The organism is Bradyrhizobium sp. 76, assembly GCF_023073025.1.
Classification (GTDB): Bacteria; Pseudomonadota; Alphaproteobacteria; order Rhizobiales; family Xanthobacteraceae; genus Bradyrhizobium.
Genome location: NZ_JADPIS010000059.1, coordinates 74,981 through 96,368 on the forward strand (window position 1 = coordinate 74,981; position 21,388 = coordinate 96,368).

General features: G+C 64.4%; 24 protein-coding genes. 11 read left to right on the forward strand and 13 right to left on the reverse strand.

Translation table 11 applies throughout. The features are described 5' to 3' along the window. Window positions 1-116 precede the first annotated feature (116 nt). On the reverse strand, window positions 117-824 hold the full coding sequence (locus IVB48_RS12685; RefSeq protein ID WP_247400239.1) for an outer membrane protein: 708 nt from the start codon (window positions 822-824) through the stop codon (window positions 117-119). Window positions 825-1,114: 290 nt separating this feature from the next. Then, complete coding sequence (locus tag IVB48_RS12690) at window positions 1,115-1,510, reverse strand: hypothetical protein (RefSeq protein ID WP_035961651.1); 396 nt, start codon at window positions 1,508-1,510, stop codon at window positions 1,115-1,117. A gap of 100 nt (window positions 1,511-1,610) precedes the next feature. Between IVB48_RS12690 and IVB48_RS12695 the strand changes: the two genes are divergently transcribed. Continuing rightward, window positions 1,611-1,826, forward strand: coding sequence for a hypothetical protein (locus IVB48_RS12695; RefSeq protein ID WP_247287103.1), 216 nt, complete (start codon window positions 1,611-1,613; stop codon window positions 1,824-1,826). 72 nt (window positions 1,827-1,898) lie between these two features. On the opposite strand, the gene IVB48_RS12700 is transcribed toward IVB48_RS12695, so the two are convergent. After that, the gene (locus IVB48_RS12700) at window positions 1,899-2,297 is read right to left on the reverse strand and encodes a hypothetical protein (protein ID WP_247287105.1); all 399 of its coding nucleotides are present in this window, start codon (window positions 2,295-2,297) and stop codon (window positions 1,899-1,901) included. A 252-nt stretch (window positions 2,298-2,549) separates the two neighbouring features. Between IVB48_RS12700 and IVB48_RS12705 the strand changes: the two genes are divergently transcribed. Together IVB48_RS12705 and IVB48_RS12710 are read left to right on the forward strand one after the other, a co-directional pair. Then, window positions 2,550-3,092 (forward strand): tetratricopeptide repeat protein, encoded by a 543-nt coding sequence (locus IVB48_RS12705; RefSeq protein WP_027568442.1) that lies wholly within the window; start codon window positions 2,550-2,552, stop codon window positions 3,090-3,092. A gap of 108 nt (window positions 3,093-3,200) precedes the next feature. Beyond that, the gene (locus tag IVB48_RS12710) at window positions 3,201-4,589 is read left to right on the forward strand and encodes a serine hydrolase domain-containing protein (RefSeq protein ID WP_247400242.1); all 1,389 of its coding nucleotides are present in this window, start codon (window positions 3,201-3,203) and stop codon (window positions 4,587-4,589) included. Here the strand turns inward: IVB48_RS12710 and IVB48_RS12715 are convergent. Then, window positions 4,576-6,141 (reverse strand): peptidase S10, encoded by a 1,566-nt coding sequence (locus tag IVB48_RS12715; protein ID WP_247400243.1) that lies wholly within the window; start codon window positions 6,139-6,141, stop codon window positions 4,576-4,578. The genes IVB48_RS12710 and IVB48_RS12715 overlap by 14 nt on opposite strands. Before the next feature lie 254 nt (window positions 6,142-6,395). On the opposite strand from IVB48_RS12715, the gene IVB48_RS12720 reads away from it, so the two are divergent. The 3 genes from IVB48_RS12720 (at window position 6,396) to IVB48_RS12730 (ending at window position 8,420) form a co-directional block, all read left to right on the forward strand. Next, window positions 6,396-7,175, forward strand: a complete 780-nt coding sequence (locus IVB48_RS12720; RefSeq protein WP_007602648.1) for an NAD kinase — start codon at window positions 6,396-6,398, stop codon at window positions 7,173-7,175. Window positions 7,176-7,263: 88 nt separating this feature from the next. Further along, the gene (locus IVB48_RS12725) at window positions 7,264-7,809 is read left to right on the forward strand and encodes a response regulator (protein ID WP_027567831.1); all 546 of its coding nucleotides are present in this window, start codon (window positions 7,264-7,266) and stop codon (window positions 7,807-7,809) included. A gap of 32 nt (window positions 7,810-7,841) precedes the next feature. Further along, a complete protein-coding gene (locus IVB48_RS12730; RefSeq protein ID WP_027518674.1) occupies window positions 7,842-8,420 on the forward strand; it encodes an Hpt domain-containing protein in 579 nt (192 codons plus the stop codon). A 138-nt stretch (window positions 8,421-8,558) separates the two neighbouring features. Here the strand turns inward: IVB48_RS12730 and IVB48_RS12735 are convergent, their stop codons facing one another. The 4 genes from IVB48_RS12735 to folE form a co-directional block, all read right to left on the reverse strand. Next, window positions 8,559-9,734 (reverse strand): DUF2336 domain-containing protein, encoded by a 1,176-nt coding sequence (locus tag IVB48_RS12735; protein WP_247400245.1) that lies wholly within the window; start codon window positions 9,732-9,734, stop codon window positions 8,559-8,561. 206 nt (window positions 9,735-9,940) lie between these two features. Beyond that, window positions 9,941-10,978 carry a lytic transglycosylase domain-containing protein gene (locus tag IVB48_RS12740; RefSeq protein WP_247400247.1) on the reverse strand — a complete coding sequence of 346 codons (1,038 nt, stop codon included), beginning with the start codon at window positions 10,976-10,978 and terminating at the stop codon, window positions 9,941-9,943. A 130-nt stretch (window positions 10,979-11,108) separates the two neighbouring features. Next, window positions 11,109-11,531: a phosphoribosyl-AMP cyclohydrolase gene (gene hisI / locus IVB48_RS12745; protein WP_247400249.1), complete on the reverse strand. Its 423-nt coding sequence runs from the start codon at window positions 11,529-11,531 to the stop codon at window positions 11,109-11,111. A 26-nt stretch (window positions 11,532-11,557) separates the two neighbouring features. Continuing rightward, entirely contained in the window at window positions 11,558-12,250 is a 693-nt protein-coding gene (gene folE / locus IVB48_RS12750; RefSeq protein ID WP_247287114.1) for a GTP cyclohydrolase I FolE, read from the reverse strand. A 229-nt stretch (window positions 12,251-12,479) separates the two neighbouring features. On the opposite strand from folE, the gene IVB48_RS12755 reads away from it, so the two are divergent. Then, window positions 12,480-12,935 carry an iron-sulfur cluster assembly scaffold protein gene (locus tag IVB48_RS12755; RefSeq protein WP_247362161.1) on the forward strand — a complete coding sequence of 152 codons (456 nt, stop codon included), beginning with the start codon at window positions 12,480-12,482 and terminating at the stop codon, window positions 12,933-12,935. Between the two features lie 58 nt (window positions 12,936-12,993). Here IVB48_RS12755 and IVB48_RS12760 read toward each other — a convergent pair whose 3' ends face one another. Then, complete coding sequence (locus IVB48_RS12760) at window positions 12,994-13,893, reverse strand: hypothetical protein (protein WP_247362163.1); 900 nt, start codon at window positions 13,891-13,893, stop codon at window positions 12,994-12,996. 253 nt (window positions 13,894-14,146) lie between these two features. Between IVB48_RS12760 and yidD the strand changes: the two genes are divergently transcribed. Together yidD and IVB48_RS12770 are read left to right on the forward strand one after the other, a co-directional pair. Further along, the gene (gene yidD, locus IVB48_RS12765; RefSeq protein WP_247362164.1) at window positions 14,147-14,485 is read left to right on the forward strand and encodes a membrane protein insertion efficiency factor YidD; all 339 of its coding nucleotides are present in this window, start codon (window positions 14,147-14,149) and stop codon (window positions 14,483-14,485) included. A 91-nt stretch (window positions 14,486-14,576) separates the two neighbouring features. Beyond that, on the forward strand, window positions 14,577-14,789 hold the full coding sequence (locus IVB48_RS12770; RefSeq protein WP_247362168.1) for a hypothetical protein: 213 nt from the start codon (window positions 14,577-14,579) through the stop codon (window positions 14,787-14,789). Here IVB48_RS12770 and IVB48_RS12775 read toward each other — a convergent pair whose 3' ends face one another. Further along, window positions 14,790-16,004, reverse strand: a complete 1,215-nt coding sequence (locus tag IVB48_RS12775) for a hypothetical protein (protein ID WP_027567822.1) — start codon at window positions 16,002-16,004, stop codon at window positions 14,790-14,792. It lies immediately after the preceding gene. Window positions 16,005-16,006: 2 nt separating this feature from the next. Continuing rightward, window positions 16,007-17,374, reverse strand: coding sequence for an amino acid permease (locus IVB48_RS12780; protein WP_027567821.1), 1,368 nt, complete (start codon window positions 17,372-17,374; stop codon window positions 16,007-16,009). Window positions 17,375-17,703: 329 nt separating this feature from the next. Between IVB48_RS12780 and IVB48_RS12785 the strand changes: the two genes are divergently transcribed. Beyond that, window positions 17,704-19,047 (forward strand): alpha/beta hydrolase, encoded by a 1,344-nt coding sequence (locus tag IVB48_RS12785; protein WP_247400251.1) that lies wholly within the window; start codon window positions 17,704-17,706, stop codon window positions 19,045-19,047. Window positions 19,048-19,119: 72 nt separating this feature from the next. Then, entirely contained in the window at window positions 19,120-19,542 is a 423-nt protein-coding gene (locus tag IVB48_RS12790; RefSeq protein WP_247400253.1) for a hypothetical protein, read from the forward strand. A 35-nt stretch (window positions 19,543-19,577) separates the two neighbouring features. On the opposite strand, the gene IVB48_RS12795 is transcribed toward IVB48_RS12790, so the two are convergent. Further along, on the reverse strand, window positions 19,578-19,967 hold the full coding sequence (locus IVB48_RS12795; protein ID WP_247400255.1) for a hypothetical protein: 390 nt from the start codon (window positions 19,965-19,967) through the stop codon (window positions 19,578-19,580). 92 nt (window positions 19,968-20,059) lie between these two features. Further along, complete coding sequence (locus IVB48_RS12800) at window positions 20,060-21,232, reverse strand: MFS transporter (RefSeq protein WP_247400257.1); 1,173 nt, start codon at window positions 21,230-21,232, stop codon at window positions 20,060-20,062. Between the last annotated feature and the right edge of the window lie 156 nt (window positions 21,233-21,388).

Sequence of the window (21,388 nt, forward strand, 5' to 3'; positions counted from 1 at the left end):
AAATGACGCGCCAGATGGTTGACGCAATGCAAACAGAAGGCTGGCAACCAGAGCCCGGCAAACGAAAGGCCGGCGGGGGAGCCGGCCTTTGTCAGATCGTGATCGTTGGTGGCGCGTCAGTAGCGCGAGGCTGCCGGACCGCCCCAGCCGAAGCGATAGTTCACGCCGACCTTGACGGTATGCTCGTCCTCCCGGCCGCGGACGCCCACGACGTCAGCCGGACCGGAGGTGATCGTCGTGCTGCCGAAGTTGTAGTACTGGTACTCGGCCTTGGCCGACCAGTTCGGCGCGAACATATATTCGAGGCCAGCGCCGACAGTGTAGCCGTCCTTGCTGTTCCCGGTCGCGGTGAAGGGCTGCGGCACGCCGGCGACATTCACGCCAAGACCGCCATTGCGCCAGGCATAACCGCCCTTGGCGTAAAGCAGCGCCGGTCCCCAGGTGTAGCCGATGCGACCGGTCACCGAGCCGAGCTGGTCGGTATTGGAGGTCACCTGCGTGCCCAGCGGGAACGTGGCACCGCCGTTGTTGGTCGGCAGCCAGGAATACTGCGCCTCGATACCCATGACCCAATTGGGCGCGAACTGGTAGTCGAAGCCGCCCTGGACACCGCCGAGGAAGCGCGCGTCGCTCGACTGGAAGCTGCTGTCGCCGGCAAAGGCGCCGCCGACATGGCCGCCGATGTAGAAGCCGGTCCAGTTGTAGATCACCTGCGGCGGCGTGTAGGCCGGAGCCTTGGTGTAGGTGCGCGCCTGCAGGTCGGCTGCGGCAGCCGGCGCGGCCAGCGCAAGCAGGGCAACCGCACCCAGCAAAATCCTTTTCATGATCATCCCCGTTCTTTCAAATTCGACACTCAGGAAACAACGTGGCGTGAATTGGGTTGCTTCGCGGCGATGCCGGAACGTTGATCGTTCGTTACTGTGACGGAGCGGCAACAGCGCGATTTTGTTCCGTCCCGCAGGCTCATACCGACGGTTTTTTTCCGCTGGAAAACAGAACCTGCTGTAGCGATTAGTCGCAACACAAAACCACTCCGTTCAAGGCTCCCCGAAATGTGATCCGGCAGCTCCGGTTGGCTCTGTCCTATCACCAAGCGATGAAGGTGGGCTTTGCGCTACCGCGTCATCTTTTCAAGTTCCGGAAAGGGTACGTAAACCGCGCCCGCGCACAGCTCGCTGGCGCGATCGACGACGCGGTCCGCCCGGCCGTTGACGAAAATCACGGCGCGTTCCCTCATGGCCTTGTAGGTGCCGTCGGTCTCGCGTGGGGTGAAGTGCAGGCAGCTGACGTAGAACTGCCGACCGCCGACCTCGCGCTGCACCGGCTCGGCCATGCTGGCGTCACGCACGCCGACGGGGTTGTTCAGATAGCTGCGCATCAAGGCCAGCGTGTCGCCGCGGAAATTATCCGGGAACGGTTGTGGACCTCCGGCCTGGGTCCCGTCCATCAGGGTCGGACGGTCACCGTCGCTGCCGAAGCATCCCGTGAGCGCCAGCGGCAGTGCCAGCATCAACGCCAAGCTCACTGCGCGTTCCGCTAGTCGCCGCACCGCTTACGCTCTCCGCTCGATCAGTCTCGGAGACGTTCCAGCCCCAAGGTTGCAATGATGCATGTCTACAGGTGTTTTGCCCGACGAGTCAAACGGCTTCGTAAAATCCGCAGATGAGCCACCGATCAAACCATTGATTTATCTACCACCGGCTACTGTGCATGGGGTTGTTTTCGAGGTTTTGTTTGCGGCCGCCAAACGTGGGACGTTGCTCGCGGGCTTCAGCATGGCCGTACCGGCCCGCCGCCAGCACCTCGAGCTTTCGCGCAAGGCGTGACGAACGGGCCGGGCCTGAATTCCTCACGCGGCGGCTGGGCAATGCTAGAACGCCGCCGCGCAGGATCAGTCGTTAGCTGCGCTTCTCCATCGTCGCCGGCTTGGTCACGTCCGGCTGCGTCGTCAGCGACTTCTTCGCTGAGAGATGCTTGTGGTGGTGGCGATGCGTGCGCACGGTCTTGTGCGCGTCCGGCGTGACCGCGGCGTTGGCGTTCATCGCCTTCGACTTGGCATCCACCTTGGCGTCGGCCTTGACGTCCGAAGCCTTGACGTCCGAAGTCTTGACATCCGAAGTCTTGGCATCGGCCTTGAGGCCGGCGTCGGGTTTCGCGGCGGTGGTGGACACCTTGGTCTGGGCCTGGTCCGCCTTGATCACCGGCGTGGTCGTGGTGGTCTTGCCGGTCTCGGCTGCGAAGGCCGGGGCTGCGATCACGGAAGCTGCAAGCAAGGCTGCGGAAATGGTCTTCAACATGGTTGGTCTCCTCTTGGAAGGATCTTGAGGCGGGCGCCCTCTCGCCAACCCTTTGATCGTAGGTTGGAGCCTAGGGGACGCGCACTGAACCCAATCTGAAGCCCGCCGCAGGCTCCCGTTCATCTGGATGACAAGTTTGTCATCTGCCCGCAGGGCGAATAGACCAGGATGCCGGGAATGTTTTTGCCTGATGGGTGTTCCGGTCTTTGGGCAATCGTGTAGGATCGCCACGTTCCATACGGGAGAACTTAGATGCGAAAACTCTCAACGCTTCTTGTGCCGGGACTTGTCGCCATGACATTGGCGGCCGGGCCGGCTCTGACCAGCGCCTATGCCGCAGGTGGCGACACCCCCTCGTCGCCGCCGGCCTCGGACACCTCGACCAAAAAGGGCAAGAAGAAGAGCTCCTCCGTCAACGATCCGAAATTCCTTGCTGCCTATCGCACCGCCTACACCACGATCTACGACAATCACGACTACACCGGCGCGATCGGCCAGCTGAAGTCGCTCAAGCGCGACGACGTCGCCGACGTCGCCAATCTGATCGGCTACTCCTATCGCAAGCTCGGCGACTACCAGTCGTCGAAGGTCTATTACGAGCTGGCGCTGAAGGACGATCCGAACCACGTCCGCACCTGGCAGTATTACGGCCTCTGGCAGCTCGAGCAGGGCAACCGCGAGCAGGCGCAGTATCACCTGAACAAGCTCGCCTCGCTCGCCGGCACCGACAGCTCCGAATATCGTTCGCTCGCCACCGCGCTCGACAAGCCGACCGGAGCGACTCTCGTCTATTAAGAACATCGCATCTCCGAATGGGACGAACGGGCACAACCTCAGGGTTGTGCCCGTTCTGCGTTCTCGGCTAGCTTTCCCACCAATCTTCCCCTCGCAAATCGGTGCGCAATGGACAATTGGCTGCGATCCGCAATCGAGTACATCGGCTCCTGGATCGAATTCCAGCACACCACAATCCAGCAGCCGGGCGTGATCGTCGCATTCGCCCATCGCGGCGAAATCGTCGCCGAGCACGCGTTCGGCCTCGCCAATCTCGACACCGGCGAGAAGCTCACCCCGCGCCACCGCTTCCGCATCGCCTCGCATTCGAAGAGCTTTACCTCGGCCGGCATCATGAAGCTGCGCGAGCAGCGCAAGCTCCGGCTCGACGATCCCATCGGCCAATATGTCGCCGGCCTGCATCCGCGCGTCGCCGGAACGACGATTGCGCAAGTGCTCTCGCACAGCGCAGGACTGACGCGCGACGGCGCCGATTCCGGCCAGTTCATCGACAGCCGTCCCTATCTCGACGCTAGCGAGCTGCTCGCGGAATTGAAGCTGCCGACCGCGATCGAGCCGGGCACACGCTTCAAATATTCCAACCACGGCTTTGGGCTGATCGGTCTCGTCATCGAAGCCGTGACCAAGGAGCCTTACCGCACCTGGATCAAGCGCGAGATCATCGAACCTGCGGACCTGCGCGAGACCGAGCCGGACGCGCCGCTTCCCAAGGGCGCATCGTTCGCGCGCGGCCACACCCGCAAGCTGCCGTATGGGGAGCGATGCGTGATCCCCGGCGACAATCCCGCGCACGCGATGGCCTCCGCCGCCGGCTTCATCGCGACCGCCGCCGATACCGCCCGCTTCTACGCACAGCTCGCGCCCAATGCGAAAAAGAGCATGCTATCGGTCGCGAGCCGCCGCGAGATGACGCGAAACCATTGGCGCGTGCCGCAAAGCTTCGAGGCCTATTACGGCCTCGGCGTCAACGCCGGCAAAACCGACGGCTGGGATTGGTTCGGCCATGGCGGCGGCTTTCAAGGTTACATCTCGCGGACCTGCTGCATCCCCGCTTGCGAGCTCGCGATCAGCATCCTCAGCAACTCCATCGACGGCGCGGCGCCGTTCTGGATGGACGGCGCAATGCAGATCCTCCGCGTCTTCCAGGCCCGTGGCGCACCCGACAGGCGCGTGCGCGACTGGACCGGCCGCTGGTGGACGATCTGGGGCGCGAACGACCTCGTGCCGCTCGGCAACCGCGTGCTGGTCGCCAATCCCCAGTTCAACAACCCGTTCATGGACGCCGCCGAGATCGAGGTGACCGGTCGCGACACCGGCAAGCTCGCCTGGGCAGCCGGCTACTCCAGCCATGGCGAGCCGGTGCGCCGCGTCCGCAACAAGCGTGGCAAGGTCAGCGACATCTGGATCGCGGGCGCCAACATCAAGCCTGCGGCCGTCGTGGCCCGCGAGATCGCGCGGAGATACAAGCCGCGCAAGCGACGGCCTACTCCCGAATGAGCGTCTCGACCTCGCTCCGAAGCGCCTGTCGCGAGCCGTCGCGCGAATAGAACATGTGGCCGCCGGGATAGACCACGAACTTGACACGCTGTGTTGCGAAGGCCGGCAACTGGTCGAGCACCCGCTTCGATCCGAAATAGGGCGTGGCGAGATCGAACAGTCCGTGCGCGACCAGCACGTTCAGCTTCGCATCCGTGGCGAGGATCTGGCGCAGCTCGGAGACCGACTGCGGCGGGTTGATGCCGCGGCCGAAATCCCAGTGACCCTCGACGGCGCCGTTCAGCACCTCGTAGGAGCCATCGGGCCGCCAATTGAGCTTGTGTGTCAACAGATCGACCGCGGCACTCGTCAGCGGCGCCTGCAGCGCATCGCCGGACGGATCACCGAACCGCGAGCTGCTCGAATCCGGATAGGGATCGAAGCCGCGTACCGAGCCATCGTAGCGCCCCGTCACCTTGCCGTTCTTGCGGTCGAATTCGCGGCGGAATTCGCCGACGTCGAAGCGGCCGGCAAGCCGGCGGCTCACCGCCTGGTCGATGCCGGTGAGCTCGGCGACCTTGTCGGCAAGACGATTGGTCGCCTCCTGGTCCGCCTCGCCCTTGACGAGGTCGGCCAGGAATTCGCCGCGCGCGTAAGCCTCGACGTCGGCGAGATCGGCGCGCTTGACCGGGCCTTTCGCCTCACGGGTCACCGCGACATAGCTCGGCAGCGTCGCGACATATTGCAGGAGGCTGGTGCCGGTGAACTCGCGGAAGTCCAGGAGCGGCGACACCAGGATCAATCCCCTGACGCCGACGCCGTGCTGAAGCTGCAACTGCCGCACTACCTTCGGCCCGCGAATGCCACCATAGCTTTCGCCGGCGACGTATTTTGGCGAGGTCAGCCGGTCGTGCTTCTCGAGCCAGCGGCGGATCACGAGCGCGATCGAATTGACGTCACCGTCAACGGAGTAGAACGATTTGCGCGCGTCATCGCCGGTCGCGACGAACCGGCTATAGCCAGTGCTGACGGGATCGATAAAGACGAGATCGGTGAAATCGAGCCAGGTCTCCGCGTTCGGCTTCACCTCGGGCGAGGCGGACGGCGACAGGGCTTCGCCATCGAGCGGCAGCCGCCACGGCCCCGCTGCGCCGAACTGGAGCCATGCCGACGACGCACCGGGTCCGCCATTGAACAGAAACGTCACGGGGCGCGTCGCCCGGTCGGCGCCGTCGAGCTCATAGGATGTATAGGCGATGTCCGCCACCGGCTCGCCCTTGCCGTCGAACACGCGGATCGATCCGGCGGTCGCTGCGAAATTGAGGGTGCGGCCGGGAAGATCGAGCGTCTGCTTCGTGGTCGAATCCGACGGAAGACGGTGCGGCTCGGCGGCTGACGATGAATTCTGCGACGCGCTTTGTGCGCCGCCGCGACCGCCCTTCTGTCCGGCTGCTGCCGCCGCCTCAGCGCGCGGCTGCGGCGGATCGTCGGCGCGCGCAAATCCTGCGAGCGCGAATGCCGACACCGCCAGCACCAGGGTCGCGCGGCGGAGCGCCGGCATATTCGTGGCCATGATCGTTCTCCCTGCCCGGCGACGACCACCGGTGCGGACCGCAAGGCTAGCGCGAAATTGCGACGGTTTGGGGGATCATGGCTCCAGCGGCGCCCGAAGAGCCCGGTTGGGCACAAATCGAGCCGGTTTCGTCCTCAAATCGGAATGGGCAGTTGCCGGTCTGGTGTGAAGGGCGGTCATCCTCGACAATCGGGGTCGAGATCGTTAGACGAGCCCGGCGGAACTTTCTCCAGCCAGCGGCCCTGCCCGAAGCCATGACCAAGCCAGCGCGATACGACCGGATCGCCTTCGTCGCCAGCCCGAGCAGCGAGGCGCAAGCCGCCTTCGGCCAGCTCACCAGAGACTTCGGCAATTGCGACCCGAAGGACGCCGACATCGTGGTCGCACTCGGCGGCGACGGGCTCATGCTCCAGACGCTGCATCAGCACATGCACACGGGTAAACCGATCTACGGCATGCACCGCGGCACCGTCGGCTTCCTGATGAACGAGTACTCGACGGTCGATCTTCGGGCCCGTCTCGAGGCCGCGCAGGAATCCGAGATCCACCCGCTCCTGATGCGCGCGACCGACGCCAACGACCGCGTTCACCTGCATCACGCCATCAACGAGGTCGCCCTGTTCCGGCAGACCTACCAGGCCGCGCGCCTGCGGATCCTGATCGACGAGCGCGAGCGCATGTCCGAGCTGATCGCCGACGGCATCATGGTGGCAACGCCGGCCGGCTCGACCGCCTACAATCTGTCCGCCCAGGGACCGATCCTGCCGATCAACGCTGCGCTGCTGGCGCTGACACCGATCAGCGCCTTCCGCCCGCGACGCTGGCGCGGCGCGCTGCTACCGAACACGGCTTATGTCGTGATCGAGGTGCTGGAGGGCGACAAGCGCCCCGTGGCGGCGGTCGCCGACCACGACGAGGTGCGCGACGTCCGCCGCGTCGAGGTGCTGTCCGACAGGACCATCTCAATGCGCATGCTGTTCGACCCCGGTCACAGCCTGGAAGAGCGCATTCTGCGCGAACAGTTCGGCTCCTGAGCCGCCTCGCCGGACTGCCGATCGCAACCCTTCATTAACCCCCGGCGAGATATGGTTAACGAAAGTTGACCGCTCCGGCCCGGGCTCCATGTTCCGCATCGATTTCAACAAGCTGCGTTTCCTCGTCTGCGACGACAATCCGCACATGCGCCGCATCCTGCGGACGCTGCTGCATTCCTTTGGCGCGCGTGAAGTCTACGAGGCCGAGGACGGCGCCACGGCGCTGGAAATGTACAGCCATTACGTGCCCGACATCGTCATCACCGACTGGGCGATGCCGATCTTCGACGGGCTCGAGCTGGCGCAGATGATCCGGCAGCCGGAATCCAAGGGCAATCCTTACGCGCCGATCATCATGCTGACCGGCCATTCCGAGAAGCGCCGCGTCACGGTGGCGCGCGATGCCGGCGTCACCGAATTCCTGGCCAAGCCGATCTCGGCCAAGGGGCTCTACCAGCGCATCCTCAACGTGGTCGCCAGTCCCCGACCCTTCATCAAGACCAAGACCTATTTCGGCCCGGACCGGCGCCGCAACATCACCTCCGCCTATATGGGCCCCGAGCGCCGCGTCGGCGAAAAGCACGAGGTGCTGCAGCAGCCCTCGTTGCTCGACAAGGCCCGCTCCTCCATCTAGCGCAACGTCTCTCACGATCGAGGCCGAATATCATGGCGAAGAACAGCGCAAGAGACATCGAGATCACGGCCTTCGCCACGCATCAAATCATCACGCAGCCCAACCCGCTGCGGTCGGTCCTGCGCCGCGTCGAAGACAAGGACATGGACGATCCGGTCGGCCGCGCCGAGCAGGCGCTCGCGGGCCTCGCCGGGGAGTTCAAGGACTGGATGGCGACCGAGATCAACCGGCTGTCGGCCGCCTACGTCGCCATCCGGCACGACGGCTTCACCAAGGACAGGCGCGACGAGTTGTTTCGCGCCGCGCACGACATCAAGGGCGATGCCGCGACCTTCGGCTATCCGGCGGCGGCGGGCGTAGCCGAGAGCCTGTGCCGTGTCATCGAGCACGCGCCCGATCTGGAAAAGGTGCCGGCCGAGCTGTTCACGCACCACATCAACGCCATCCTCGCCATCGTGCACGAGAACACCAAGCTCGACAGTATCAGCGTCTCCGCCGAGCTCAGCCGGCGCCTGCGCAAGGTCGCCGACGACTATCTCGCCGACGCCAACCGCGATCGCCCCGAGCATCTCGAGGTGATCCTGGCGCCGAGCATCGCGCCGGCGGGGTAAGGGCTCGCCTCTCTCCTCTTGTCATTGCGAGCGCAGCGAAGCCATCCAGATTGTCTCCGCGGTGGGATTCTGGATTGCTTCGCTGCGCTCGCAATGACGGAGTTTGCGGTTTCGACCTGCCCTATCTCGGATATCGAATTAGGCCGCGATCAGATCGTCATAGACAGGATCAACCATCTCCTCCGCGACCAGCTCGTCGCAGAACAGCCTTGCCTCTTCGCGCGCGGACTCGGTGGCGAAGCGGCGCAGCAGGACCATCAGCGGCTCGGTCGCGCCGCGGTCGGTCTCGCAATGGGTGAGCACGCGCTCGACCATGCGGCGGCGCAGCCGCACCGCATTGTCGTCGCTGTCGACGAAGCCTTGCTCGTGGCAGGCATCGAGCGCGACCTGGAAGGCCGCAAACGTCGCCTCGGGAAGCCCGGCGCGCCGGAGCAGCGCCTGCAGGCTATTGCCGCCGCGATCGTGCAGCAGCGCGGACACGCGCGCCAGCGGCAGCTCGGCGAGCTCAGCCAGCGCCGCATCGAACAGGCCCAGATTGCTCGACAGCAGCGCGCGCAGAATGAGACCCGCTGTGAGCTGGCCGGTGATGCGCAGGTGCCGAACAAGACCTTCCATGTCTTCGCCGCGTGAGCGCGCCGCGATATTCATGGTGGAGCGGTCGCGCGCCTCGGTCGCGATCCGCTCGGCGCGGTCGGCACTCAGCCAGTTCCGGGCCACGACGAATTGAGCCAGCGTCTCCGAGAGTTTTGCCACCAGCGCAGCGCGCGTGGCGGACGGCAGATCCTCCAGCACCAGCATCGCCTCGCGGATCGCGGCGAGATGGCCGTGACGCTCGACGATGCGATCCCAGGAGAATGGCGCAAGCTCGGCATGAGGATTTTCGATCAGCTCGAGCGCTGCCGCCGCGCAGCCGACTTCGGCAATGGCGGCGCAGACCGATACCGGCAGCGCGATGCGGCGCGCGACCGCGCACTGCACCTCGTCGTTGCCGGTCGCGACGATGTCGACGAGATCGGCGTCGATCAGCAGCGGAGAATGTTCGAGCACGGGCAGCGCGACGGTCGGCTGGTCCGCCGACAGCGCCCGCACGATCGACGCCGGCGCCTCGGTGCTGCGCGCAAACGCCTCGGCCATCGCCTGCCGCACCAGCGGCGAGGGATCGTCGAGCAGCATCAGAAGCGCGCCTTCAGCGGCAATACGGTCGTCATGGGAAAGGTCTGAGATCAGCCAGGCCCGGGCCAGCGCCCGCGTCGCCTCGGCCCGCTCGCCAGCGGGCGCCGTCCTGATCCAATTGATGAACTGCCGAACAATCATGGTGCTTCCGGCTTACGCAACGAAGACGAAGCGGTGACGGCTTGTCACCTGCAACACAAAATAAACCACGACGCTTAACAAAGCGTTCACCATAACTGGCTGGTTTTATTGACGTTTTGTTAAGGGAACAAAGGCGGCCCGTTCACGCGCGGCGACCTGCGCAGCAGCGTTCACGCTGCGACGTGTCCGAGACACGGGCGTGCGTATTAGCTTGAGAACGTTCCGCTGCGATCGCTGAAGAGATCAAGCGGCTGCGGCGGCCGGACGTCGGGCGTTGCCGATGCGACCGAGGTCGCGGGTGCGACCGAGGTGAGCGAGGCATTGTTGCCCCACAATTTCTGCACGGTCGTCGAGACCGGCTGGGTGGTGTCGCCAGGCTGATAGATCGAGCGAAACACCGGCGTGCCCGGTGCATTGTCCGCGACCGTCATTGGCGCTGTCGCGCTGACCGGCGTCACCGCGCGTGTGTTCGGAAAGGTCTGGAGATACGCAGCATTGTCGATCAGCGGCGCGGCAGGCTGTACGCCGTTCGCGCTCGCGACCTGCGTGGTCGATGGCGTGCCGCCATACATCGCCATCGCGCTGCGGGTGGTTTTCGAATTTGCCGCGCCGGCGTAGCGCGCATCCAGCATCGAATAGACCTCGGAGACGCTGCGCGCGCGGCCGTCCTTGGCATAGAAGATCGAGCGATTGGCGGACGCAGCGTTAGGAAACAACCGCGCGCCGACCGCTTGCGGATTGTCCTCGGCATTCGCGATCAGTTTCGCGGCGCCGCCGACGCCCATGAAATGCGCCATGTAGAGTTCGCTGTCGGATGGCCTGCGGCCGAGCAGGCCGGTGAGCTTGAAGCTGTTCGACTGCGTCAGCGCGGCCGCCATGCTGGAGGCGGCCTCCGGCTCGTCACGCAGCTTCATGATCGACCGCTTCATTGCGGGATCATCGACGGTGTAGGTGCCTGACGACGTCCTGGTGATGGCGTCGGAATAATTGCCATAGCCGAGCTGGGTGCCCGCTTCCTTCACCGTGCCGAGCCAGGTCTGGTCGATGAACTGGTAGAGCCCGTGCGCCGATGACGTCGTCGCCCCGGCCGTGGGATCGAAATCAGATTCCATCTTGGCGGTGGTCAGCATGTATTGGAAGCTGACGCCAGCGACGTTCGAGGCCTGCTTGATCGCACCGGCGACGCGTGCCCGCGACGGATCGAGAACCGCCGTCTGAGAGGCACTGGAATTGTCGACCGACATGATGAAGTGCCCGCACCGCACGGCGTTGAGTGCGCCGGAATTCAGCGCCCTGTCGTCTCACCGTGGGACAGGTATGGTTAATGCGAGGTTAATTCGGATCGCCAGCTCCGCCCTGCGCGTGACGGCAGGACTACTTCTTGTACACCGCGTCCGGATCGAACAGCCTGTCCGCATCGACGAAGACGAGCATAGCGCCGCCGTCTTGGGCCTCGACCTTGCGGTAGAAGCAGGACCGGCGGCCGGTGTGACACGCCGCGCCGATCTGCTCGACACGGAGCCAGACCGCATCCTGATCGCAATCGGTGCGGATCTCGACCACGCGCTGGGTCTGACCCGAGGTCTCACCTTTTCGCCACAAGGCCTTGCGCGAGCGGCTGAAGTACCAGGCCTCGCCGGTCGCGATGGTCTTGCGCAGCGCCTCGTCGTTCATGTGCGCGACCATCAGCACGTCGCCGGTGGCGACGTCGGTCGCGACGACGGTCACGAGCCCGGCCGCGTCGAACTTGGGAAGGAAGGCGAGACCTTCCTCGGTTTCATGGGAGTGAGCGGACACAATGCCCTCGCCGGTCTATCGCGAGGTCAGCGCTGCAGGCCTCGCACCAGGGACAGAAAACGAGCCTGCTCCGCCGGATTGTCGCGGAACATGCCGGTGAAGCGGCTGGTGAAGGTGGAGGCGCCATGCTTGGCGACGCCGCGCACCGACATGCAGGTATGCTCGGCCTCGATCAGCACGGCAACGCCGCGCGGCTTGAGGATCTCGTCGATCGCCGCCGCGATCTGCGCGGTCATGTGCTCCTGGGTCTGGAGCCGGCGGGCGAAGATGTCGGTGAGGCGCGCAAGCTTCGACAGGCCGACCACGCGTTCCACCGGCGTATAGGCGATGTGCGCCTTGCCGTAGAACGGCATCATGTGATGCTCGCATTGCGAGGTGAACTCGATGTCGCGCACAAGGACGAAATCATCATAGCCGGCGGTCTCGCCGAAGGTGCGATCGAGTACCTCGGCCGGGCACTGGTGGTAGCCCTGATAGAGTTCGTCGAAAGCCTCGACCACGCGGCGCGGCGTGTCGAGCAAGCCCTCGCGGTTGGTGTTCTCGCCGATATAGGCGAGCAGCGTCTTCACCGCCTGCTCGGCCTCGGCGCGCGCAGGGCGCGGCTGGTCGGCGCGGACGGCGGCGGCGAGGAATTCGGAAGGATCAAGCTCCGCCGGACGGCCATCGGGCTGCCGGTCGGAGGGCTTGTTGGGGCGGATGGATTTGATGGTAGCGTCCATGTCTACTCCGTTCGACGGCCTTGCGGCCGGAGTGTCACCGGCAGACGGGGCGGCGAGCCGCCGGACGCCTGAGAGAACAGTTTCGGCGAAAAGGTCTTCAAATTAACGCCGGCAGCACGGTTCTGGATCACACCACTGCTGCAGCGCTGGACTGTTTTTCCGCCAGTTCCGACCCTATATAGGGCCGTGGACGGCGCACGCCAAGGCCGATCCTGCTGGACTCCATCACATGCTGAACGACATTTATAACAAGCGGATCATCGAACTGGCCGGGAATATTCCGCGGCTCGGACGGTTGTCGGATCCCGATGCCACCGCCACCGCCCACTCCAAGCTGTGCGGCTCGACCGTCAAGATCGACCTCAAGATGGAGGGCGACAAGGTCACCGACTTCGCCCACGACGTGAAGGCCTGCGCGCTGGGACAAGCTTCTTCATCCATCATGGCAAGTCAGATCGTCGGATCGACTGCGAGCGAACTCCGTGAGTTACGCGAAACTGTTCGCAAGATGCTGAAGGAGAACGGCTCGCCTCCTGAAGGCAAATGGGCAGAGATCAAGTTCCTCGAGCCGGTCCGCGACTACAAGGCGCGCCACGCCTCGACGCTCCTGACCTTCGATGCCGTGGTCGATGCCATCGGCCAGATCGAGGCGAAAGCGAAGCAGCCGGCTGCGGCGCAAGGCTGAGTCCGGATGCCGATCCGGGCTCGTCGGTGGGCCCGGGAAATGAAACAGAAATTCGAGGCTACTTCTGCGCCGCCGCAACCGGCGTGGCGACGCCGCCCGTCGGCACCAGGGCTTCCGCCGTCTTGGTCGACTTGGCGGGCTGCGCCGGTTCTGCACCGAACCTTGCCTGGGTCTTCGGTGCAAGCTCCGCCATTGCCGGCGCGGAGATGTCGACATGCGGCAGCACGTCGGCCACGAGATCCGTCGTCACAAGATTGGTGAGCTGGAGCTCGCCTGCATCGAGCTCGTGCAAATCTTCCCAGGGCGGGACGCTAAGCGCGAGCGACAGCAGATCGCCGGCACCGCCCATGTCGAACGTGTATTTGGCGAGCCGGCCGATGTCGCGCTCCACGATCATCAGGTCCTGCGCGCTGTAGCTCGCTGCCTTGGCATCGTCGGCGCGATCGCCCATCCAGATCTGGTGGACCCGGACATGGGCCGCTTCCGGCACGTAGCGCTTCTTGCCGGCCAGCAACAGGAACACGCACATGGATTCGCAATAGGCCTCAGGCGCGACCGCCGGACGGGCCGACTGCCCACTACGGTTCTGAAGGCTGATGCCGACCGTGGTCAGAAGTCCGAGATTGCGGAAGCGCCGGCCGAGCGTGATCGCGTCGTTGACGGAACCACCGCTGGAATCGAGCACCACGGTGGCGCCGCCGAGCTGGCGTCCGCGGGAAAAATCTTCGAAGTCCCTCGGCGTATCGGCCGTGATGATGCCGACCGCACTGACCCACCCCCGGCAATTCGGCTCGCAGGCGACCCAATTGAACTTCATCGGCAGCTTGCGCTCTTCGAGGGCAACACCGGCCCGAGCCGACGACCCGAGCGTCGCGACGGCGCCAGCCAACACGACTCCACAAGCAGCGGTTCCCACCAGCAACCAGCCGCGAAGTTTGAGCGCCTTCAGAAGTTTCAAACTGGTCCCTTCCCCAAGTCCCAAGCTTTAGCCCAAGCCTTACGGCGAGCCGACTCAGCCAAGCCCCGTTCTGACGTTCCAATGAGTCTCACATGAACGTCACAAAAATGGTATCCGGGGGAATACAGCTCGTCCATAGGCACTTGCTGCACTGCTCCCAAAAAGCATGCAAAATATGACGCACAAACAACAGGTTACAGTTCCCTGCGTCGGAACCGCGCAGAACCTCGCCCACGATCTCAGCAAAGCGCCCATGAAGCAATCAACTTGCGAGCACTGTTTCAATCCCGTCGTGGGCGCGCGCCGGCTTCCACGCAGATTCGGCCGCGCGCTGATCTGGCTCTACCGCCACACGCTCTCGCCGCTGGTTGGCTACAATTGCCGGCACCTGCCGACCTGCTCGGTCTATGGCGACGAGGCGATCGAAAGATTCGGGCTGTGGGCCGGCGGCTGGATGACGCTGGCGCGCCTGCTCCGTTGCAACCCGTTCGGCACCTCGGGAATCGACAACGTGCCCCTCACCACACCGCAAGCTTCGCGCTGGTATCTGCCTTGGCGCTACGGCCGCTGGCGCGGCGTCAACGCACCCTGAGCATGATGCGGCGCCTCACCCGTCGCTGCCTTGAGTGGAACCGAAACTCTTTCCTCGCATTGAGGTGATGCTCCTGCGGGAGGAAACAACAATGCGCTGGAAAATCAGCCCTCATTTTCACTTCAGGTCTGGACGGGATTCGCGAGCTGGTTCGCGAGGTCACGATCCCAGAACCCTCGACATGCTCGCTATCATCGGCCTGCTTGTGCTTGTCGTCGGCTCGGGCTGGTATCTAGCGACGAGCACTGCCACGCCGCCCAGTACGACGGCGTTCATCGTGCCGAGCCAGAGCGTGCACTGGTAATCAGCGGGACCAGAAAAAGCGTCCGGGCGGCGGCGGGACCGGCTCGGGCGGACGTGGCCGCTTCGGACGCGGCGGTTTCGGCGGCGGCTCGGCGGACGAGGTGGTCTCCGCGCCCGGCGCCGTCTCGCTTCCCGGCACCTTCACCGACAGCAGCAAGTTCGACTCGTGCATCCGCCAGCGGTAACCGACGCCGAAGTCGATCGGCTGGGCGCGCGTGAACAATGCGGCGTAGCGCTCCTGATAGCGGCCGGGAAATTCGCCGATGGGTCCGAGATAGCGACCGAACGGGAAGAACCGCCATTGCCGCGAATTGTAGCTCGAAAGCGGAATGCCGGAATCGTCCTGGACGATGGTCGCGCTGTTGGCCAGCAACCAATCGCGCGCGACGGTAAAGTTGCCGGAGTGCAGCAGATAGGACGCACTCTTGATCAGGCTGTTGCCGGGGCCGAGCGTCTCGCAGAACTTCAGGAAGCCTGCCGCGCGTGCACCCGAATTGGAGAGATCGGTCGAGAAATAGTACAGCGTGCGCGCCTCGCCGTCGGGGCCTGCAAAGGTGATGCGGGCGCCGCGCGTCGCGTTCGGCCCTGGATTGTCGTTGCCGACATGCACGCCGCCCTTGTCGTCGAGTGCGACCATCTCGACATTGCGGATGGTCTTGCCGGAGCGGACGAGGAAAACATAGAGGATCGGCAAGGTGCCGTTGACCTGGTTGGTGTGCAGGTCGACCTTCATTTGCTTGGTGATGAAGAAGGAAAAACTCAGGATCGAGCCGAGTGAGCGCTCGACATTGTAGAGCGCGGCGCCGACCGAGCCGCGCGGCAATCGCGTCAGGTCAGCGACCGCACCGACCGGCTCCAGCGCGCCAAGCACGTAAGTGCTGGCCTTGGGATAGAAGGCGTTGGCATAGAGGAAGTCGGGACCGCTGAACAAATAAAACATGGTCGGCCTGGGCGCCGCCAGATTGACGTCGGCCCAGTTGCGGATCTTCGAGAGCTGGCGCTGCTCGAGCTGGGCGAAGGCGCCGTCGAAGAACTTTGCGTGGCGCTGCCAACCCGGGTCCTTGGTGAGCGGCACCAGCGGCGAATCCGCCGAAGGCTGCATGCCCGCGAGGAAGCGCGCGGTGTCGTCGAAGGTCGCCTCGGCGGCACGTGCGGACGAGACGGCCGCAGCCAGCAAGGCGATAGCGACGGCCGCAATTCTCATGGGTCGAAACATGTCTATTCGCAATGTGATGAAGTGCCAGCGGCGACCGGCCGCCTGCGGAAAACAGCATAAATCAACAGGCCCGAGAGCATGACGAGCATCCCCGACAGCGATTGCACGGGCCGCTCGGTCAACAAATAGTACATCATGAAGGCGGTCACGAGCAGGAAAACGAGCGGCGTGAACGGGTATCCCCAGGCACGATAGGGCCGCGGCAAATCGGGATCGGTGATACGCAGCTTGATGACGCCGGCGACCGTGAAGAACGAGCAGAACAAGAGCGCGAACTGGATGAAGTCGAGCACGGCCTCGAAACTGCGGGTGAACAGCAGCAGATTGGCGACGGCGAGCTGAAACAGGATGGCATAGGCCGGCGCGCCGCGGACCGATCTCTGCGAGAACACGCGCAGTGCCGGAATGTCCTCCCCCATCGTCATCATCACGCGCGGGCCGATCCACATCATCGCGCTGATCGATGAGATCAGGCCGAAGCAGATCATCGCGCCTACGATCCGGCCCCCGAGATTACCGAAGATCGCGCTGCCGGCGACGCTGGCGACGTCGAGCTGACCCGCGAGTGCGCCGACCGGGGTCGAATGGAGAAACACCGCATTCAGCGCGACGTACAGCACGAGCACGATCAGCGTGCCCGCGAGCAGCGCGCGCGGCAGGTCCCGCTGCGGCATGTTCATCTCGCCGATGATGTAGGTCGCGGCATTCCAGCCCGAGAACGAATACATCACGAACACGAGCCCGATCGCGAAAGGCGCGCTGACGATGTGCGCGAGATCGCCGGTCTGCGGCGTGAAGGCGATCGGCTGCGGCACGCCGACGATGAAGCCGGCAACCAGGAAGGCAACGATCAGCACGACCTTCAGGATGGTCGAGATCAATTGGAAGGTCGAGGAGTGCCTGACGCCGGTCAGTTGCACGAGCGAGACCAGCCACACGACGGCGATGGCAAGCGGGATCGGCGGCACACCGGGGACGACCGATTTGGCGTATTCGCCAAACGCCATCGCGGCGAGCGCGACGGGTGCTGCAAAACCAACCGTTGCCGACACCCAGCCGGCGAGAAAGCCGAAGGCGGGATGATAGGCACGGCCGAGAAAATTGTATTCGCCGCTCGAGCGCGGAAACATCGCGCCGAGCTCGCTGTAGGAGAATACCCCGCACAGCGCGACGATGCCGCCGACGGTCCACAGCAGGAGGATCGAGAAGCCCGAGGGGATGTCCTTGACCTGGAAGCCGAGGCTGGTGAAGACGCCGACCCCGATCATGTCGGCCACGACGATGGCGGTCGCGACCAGAACGGAGACCCCCGACCCGCTTCCGGTCAGCCGGCCGGTCCAGGGTGCAGTACCCGCATCTGATGCCGTCATCGCCGTCCTCAACCTCAGGCGTCACGCCTCGTTGGAAGCATCGTGCAGCTCGGTCCAGTCAATTCAAGCAGGGTTAACAAGGGTTAAATGAGGCGGGGCCACTTCGGTACTCTAGCACCATTAATCCACGATCCGGGCAATAAAGCTTCGTAAACACCGGGACATCCCGCTCCCGTCCCCCACAATCAGGACACGATTGCGTGGTCCCCTTGAGCGTTCCGGATGTGGGGAAGTTTCTCCGGACACTTAACGTCGCCTAAACGCCCATCGGCTCAATTGCCTTAATGATTGCCGATGGACTTGTGGTCATGACTTGGGGTCATGGGTGAATGGTCGGGGCCGTTCCGAAACCGAGAGCTGACATCCGCGCCGACCGGGCCAGGTCCGGCGCGCGCGGTCGTGCGCTCCGGCTTGCCCTGATCTCAGCCTTGGTGCCGTTGTCGCTGACCCTGGTTCAATGCGGCAAGGCGCCCAATCCGGCAGCGCTCGCGGCGAACTCGCAGGCCAACGTCCAAGGCAACGCCCAAGCCAACGTCCAGGTCGTTGCGAAGACAAACCAGCAAGTCGCGAGCAGCGACTCGTTCGAGGATCGCTTCCCGGCCCCCCAGTTCAGGGAGCGCTTCCCATCCGCGAGCGAGGGTTTTCTGCAACGGCAGATGTCGGACTTCTCACCCAAGCGTGCTGTGCAGCAGCAGCCGGAGCAGGCTCCCTACAAGGTCGCTTCGCTCGCGCCGCAGGCCCCCTACCAGCGTCCGCCGCGCGAGGACCTGACGACGCTCGTCAGCATGAAGTCGTCAGCCTTCCCCTATTTCGGCAACAACCCCGCCTCCGACGCGCCGTTCCTCAACATCTCCAAGGGCGACCGCCGCGGCCACCGCAGCTATTCCGGGCGCGTATTCTGGCAGGACGAGACTTACAACGATAATCGCGTCCTGATGCACGTGCCCGAACATTTCGACGTGCGGAAGCCAGGCGTGATCGTGGTGTTCTTCCACGGCAATGGCGCGACACTCGAGCGCGACGTGCGCGACCGCCAGCTGGTGCCGCAGCAGGTCACCGATTCCGGCGCCAATGCCATCCTGCTCGCACCGCAGATGGCGGTCGATGCCGCCGATTCCAGCGCAGGAAAATTCTGGCAGGCCGGCGGCCTCAAGCGCTTCATCGACGAGTCTGCGAACCATCTCGCCCGCCTCACCGGCGATCCCAACAGCGCCCGCGCCTTCGCCAACATGCCGATCGTGATCGTCGGCTACAGCGGCGGCTTCCTGCCGACGGCCTGGAGCCTCGAGGTCGGCGGCATCAGCGACCGTGTCCGCGGCGTCGTGTTGCTCGACGCCGTCTATGGCGAGATGGACAAGTTCGCCTCATGGATCGAGAGCCACCGCTCCGGCTTCTTCGTCAGCTCCTACACCCACTACACCGCGCGGCGCGACCGCGAACTGATGAGCACGCTGCGGCAGAAGGGCATCACGGTCTCCGAAGACATGGACGGCCCCTTACGTCCGGGCAGCGTGGTGTTCGTCGAAACCGGGGACGGCATTACCCATCGCGACTATGTGACGCGAGCGTGGACGCGGGACCCGCTCAAGGACGTCCTGGTGAAGATGTCGGCGACGCCATCACTCGCGCTCACGCGCGTGGCCTCCACCAATCCATCCGCATCGAGCCGGTAGCGATATTGCGCCCGTCGGCATTTGGCTGCACGGCCCGCAACTCTCTCAAGCCTTGATCAAAATGTGATGTTGATGGCCGACGGTCCCGGGGCCGACCGGATTGCTTCCACTGGCAACAATCATACTTTGCCGGCCAAGTCGTATTTGGGATTCTGCGGGGACATGCTGTGCGTCAGGGACTCTAACAAGGTCGACTTCCACACGGTTCACGGCACGGGTTGCGGCGTCGTCTATGTGACCGAGGGCAAGATGCGCGGCGGCAATTCCGCTTTCGCGTTCATCGGCACCTGCACGGGCGAAGGCGACAGCATCAGAGTCAAGATCTCGACTGAGCGCCACAATGACGACCCTTGCTTCAAGGCCTTGTTCGGTCTTGACCGGATCACGCTGACGCTCGCCGGCCGGGAGGATGGCGATAGTGCGGAATTCGAAGGTACCGCACTGCAACTGCCGGGCGTTGCCTTCAGGGCCGTGCTGAGCCGGATCAGCGACTAACCGTCCGGCTCCTGATCCTTCGGGTCTTAACTGCCTCAGGTTTTTGGCAGCTTCGGAATGCTCTCGGCAAAGCCGTTGAAGCAGGCCAGCCGCTCGTCCTCTTCCTTGAAGAAACGGCAATCGGCGTAGCCCTTAGCCTTCGCCGGCTTGGGCTTCGGCGTCGGCGCGATCACGGCGTCGTAGCAATTGAGCCGGTCTTTGGTGCCATCATCGAGGTCGAGGCAGGCCTGGAGCCGCGCCGCGATCGATTGCGGCTTGCCCTTCGCCGCCGCAGCCGGCTTGGCCGCAGCCTCCTTGGTCCCTGCCTTGGTGCCCTTGGGCTTGACCTGCACCAACGGCTTGTCCCCGATCATTGGTGGCTTGTCGGCTTGCGCGAAAGCGGAAGCTGAATAGAGCACCGCGGCAACCGCCAGAATCATCCTCATCTCAGTCAACCCTCTTTGGTCCCCATGACCGGCCTTCTAGCCTCCCGGCGCGCGGTTTGCCAAGCACCTTGCGCACACGGACACGCTTCCGCTCAGGCCGGGGCGGCAGTTGCCGGGCGGGGCCGGGTCAGGACCACCAGGATCAATGCCAGCACGACGAAACCGACCGCGACGAAGCCGAGCGTATGCAGGAGTTCGCGGGCGAACAGCAGTCCGCCGACGGCAGAGCCGACCGCCTGGCCGATGTAGAGGACCGAGGTGTTGAGTGCGACGGTCGCCGATGCCAGCGACGGTGCGGCCGAGACCAGCCGCACCTGCTGCATCGAATTGGTCGAGGCAAAGCCGAGGCCCCAGATCGCGACCGCACCCGCCATCAACGCGAGCGTGCCGGCGCCGAGCGCCCAGCCGGTGATTCCTGCAAGCAGCAGCCAGGTGAACAGCAGCGAGGTGCGATAGGGTCCCGAGGTGTCGACGATGCGGGTCGCGATGACAACGCCGAGGAAGCCGCAGACGCCATAGAGGGCGAACACCATGCCGATCGCATCAGGTCCTGCGCCGGTCAGCTTGTTGAGCAGCGGCCCCATGAAGGTGAACACCACGAACTGCCCGGACATCTGCAACATCGTGATCGCAAGCAGCAGCAGGATCGTCCTGTTGCGACCGACCGCGCTCCAGGTCTTCAGATCCACGGGCGTGCCCTTCAAGCCCGCCGGCAGTCGCATCAGCAACAGCAGGAAGCTGACGCAGCCGAGCGCGCCGATCCCGCCATAGGCCGCGCGCCAGCCATAGCGGCTGGCGATGAAGGTGATCAGCGGCAGGCCGACGGCGGCAGCGAGCGACCAGCCGAGAAAGATGTAGGCAATCGTGCTGCCGCGACGCTCCACCGGCACGATCAACGCCGCCGTACCAGCGGCCTGCGGCGTGTAGAGCGCGCCGACCGCGAGCATCACCAGGCGGATGACGAGGAGGCTTGCATAATCGGGCGCAAAGGCAGAGGCGAGATTGCCAAAAGCGAGCACCGCGAGCGTCGTGGTGAGCAGCGTCCGGCGTTCGATCCGGCTGGTGAGCCAGGCCGTCAGCGGCGAGCCGATGCACAGGATGACAGCCCCGAAGGTGATCAGGAGCGCGGCCGCATGGATGCTGACGTCGAGCCCCGTCGCCAATTCCGGCAGCATGCCCGCCGGTGCCAAGACCGAGCAGCCGGTGACGAGATTGCCGAGCATCAGGGCGGTTGGCGCGAAACGGCCGGCGCGTGCATTTTCCATGCAAACGCATGTAGAGCGGGCTTGCGACCAGTTAAAGGGCGTTGCCTGGAATAGTTCGTGCAGCGCCCCCGCTTTTGCGCGCCGGTTTCTTGGAAATGCCGGATTGCGCAGGCCGAATCGCCTGATATATCGCTCGTTCCCGCTTACCTGCGCTCG

Excerpts from the sequence above, each read along its gene's own strand:
- IVB48_RS12785 (WP_247400251.1), top strand. The coding sequence starts at position 17,704 with ATGGTCGGGGCCGTTCCGAAACCGAGAGCTGACATCCGCGCCGACCGG.
- IVB48_RS12710 (WP_247400242.1), top strand. The coding sequence starts at position 3,201 with ATGGACAATTGGCTGCGATCCGCAATCGAGTACATCGGCTCCTGGATC.
- IVB48_RS12790 (WP_247400253.1), top strand. The coding sequence starts at position 19,120 with ATGGCCGACGGTCCCGGGGCCGACCGGATTGCTTCCACTGGCAACAAT.
- IVB48_RS12720 (WP_007602648.1), top strand. The coding sequence starts at position 6,396 with ATGACCAAGCCAGCGCGATACGACCGGATCGCCTTCGTCGCCAGCCCG.
- IVB48_RS12705 (WP_027568442.1), top strand. The coding sequence starts at position 2,550 with ATGCGAAAACTCTCAACGCTTCTTGTGCCGGGACTTGTCGCCATGACA.
- IVB48_RS12795 (WP_247400255.1), bottom strand. The coding sequence starts at position 19,967 with ATGAGGATGATTCTGGCGGTTGCCGCGGTGCTCTATTCAGCTTCCGCT.
- IVB48_RS12725 (WP_027567831.1), top strand. The coding sequence starts at position 7,264 with ATGTTCCGCATCGATTTCAACAAGCTGCGTTTCCTCGTCTGCGACGAC.
- IVB48_RS12700 (WP_247287105.1), bottom strand. The coding sequence starts at position 2,297 with ATGTTGAAGACCATTTCCGCAGCCTTGCTTGCAGCTTCCGTGATCGCA.
- IVB48_RS12735 (WP_247400245.1), bottom strand. The coding sequence starts at position 9,734 with ATGATTGTTCGGCAGTTCATCAATTGGATCAGGACGGCGCCCGCTGGC.
- yidD (WP_247362164.1), top strand. The coding sequence starts at position 14,147 with ATGAAGCAATCAACTTGCGAGCACTGTTTCAATCCCGTCGTGGGCGCG.
- IVB48_RS12695 (WP_247287103.1), top strand. The coding sequence starts at position 1,611 with ATGTCTACAGGTGTTTTGCCCGACGAGTCAAACGGCTTCGTAAAATCC.
- IVB48_RS12740 (WP_247400247.1), bottom strand. The coding sequence starts at position 10,978 with ATGTCGGTCGACAATTCCAGTGCCTCTCAGACGGCGGTTCTCGATCCG.
- IVB48_RS12730 (WP_027518674.1), top strand. The coding sequence starts at position 7,842 with ATGGCGAAGAACAGCGCAAGAGACATCGAGATCACGGCCTTCGCCACG.
- IVB48_RS12690 (WP_035961651.1), bottom strand. The coding sequence starts at position 1,510 with ATGCTGGCACTGCCGCTGGCGCTCACGGGATGCTTCGGCAGCGACGGT.
- IVB48_RS12780 (WP_027567821.1), bottom strand. The coding sequence starts at position 17,374 with ATGACGGCATCAGATGCGGGTACTGCACCCTGGACCGGCCGGCTGACC.
- IVB48_RS12715 (WP_247400243.1), bottom strand. The coding sequence starts at position 6,141 with ATGGCCACGAATATGCCGGCGCTCCGCCGCGCGACCCTGGTGCTGGCG.
- IVB48_RS12770 (WP_247362168.1), top strand. The coding sequence starts at position 14,577 with ATGCGCTGGAAAATCAGCCCTCATTTTCACTTCAGGTCTGGACGGGAT.
- IVB48_RS12775 (WP_027567822.1), bottom strand. The coding sequence starts at position 16,004 with ATGTTTCGACCCATGAGAATTGCGGCCGTCGCTATCGCCTTGCTGGCT.
- IVB48_RS12755 (WP_247362161.1), top strand. The coding sequence starts at position 12,480 with ATGCTGAACGACATTTATAACAAGCGGATCATCGAACTGGCCGGGAAT.
- IVB48_RS12800 (WP_247400257.1), bottom strand. The coding sequence starts at position 21,232 with ATGGAAAATGCACGCGCCGGCCGTTTCGCGCCAACCGCCCTGATGCTC.
- IVB48_RS12685 (WP_247400239.1), bottom strand. The coding sequence starts at position 824 with ATGAAAAGGATTTTGCTGGGTGCGGTTGCCCTGCTTGCGCTGGCCGCG.
- folE (WP_247287114.1), bottom strand. The coding sequence starts at position 12,250 with ATGGACGCTACCATCAAATCCATCCGCCCCAACAAGCCCTCCGACCGG.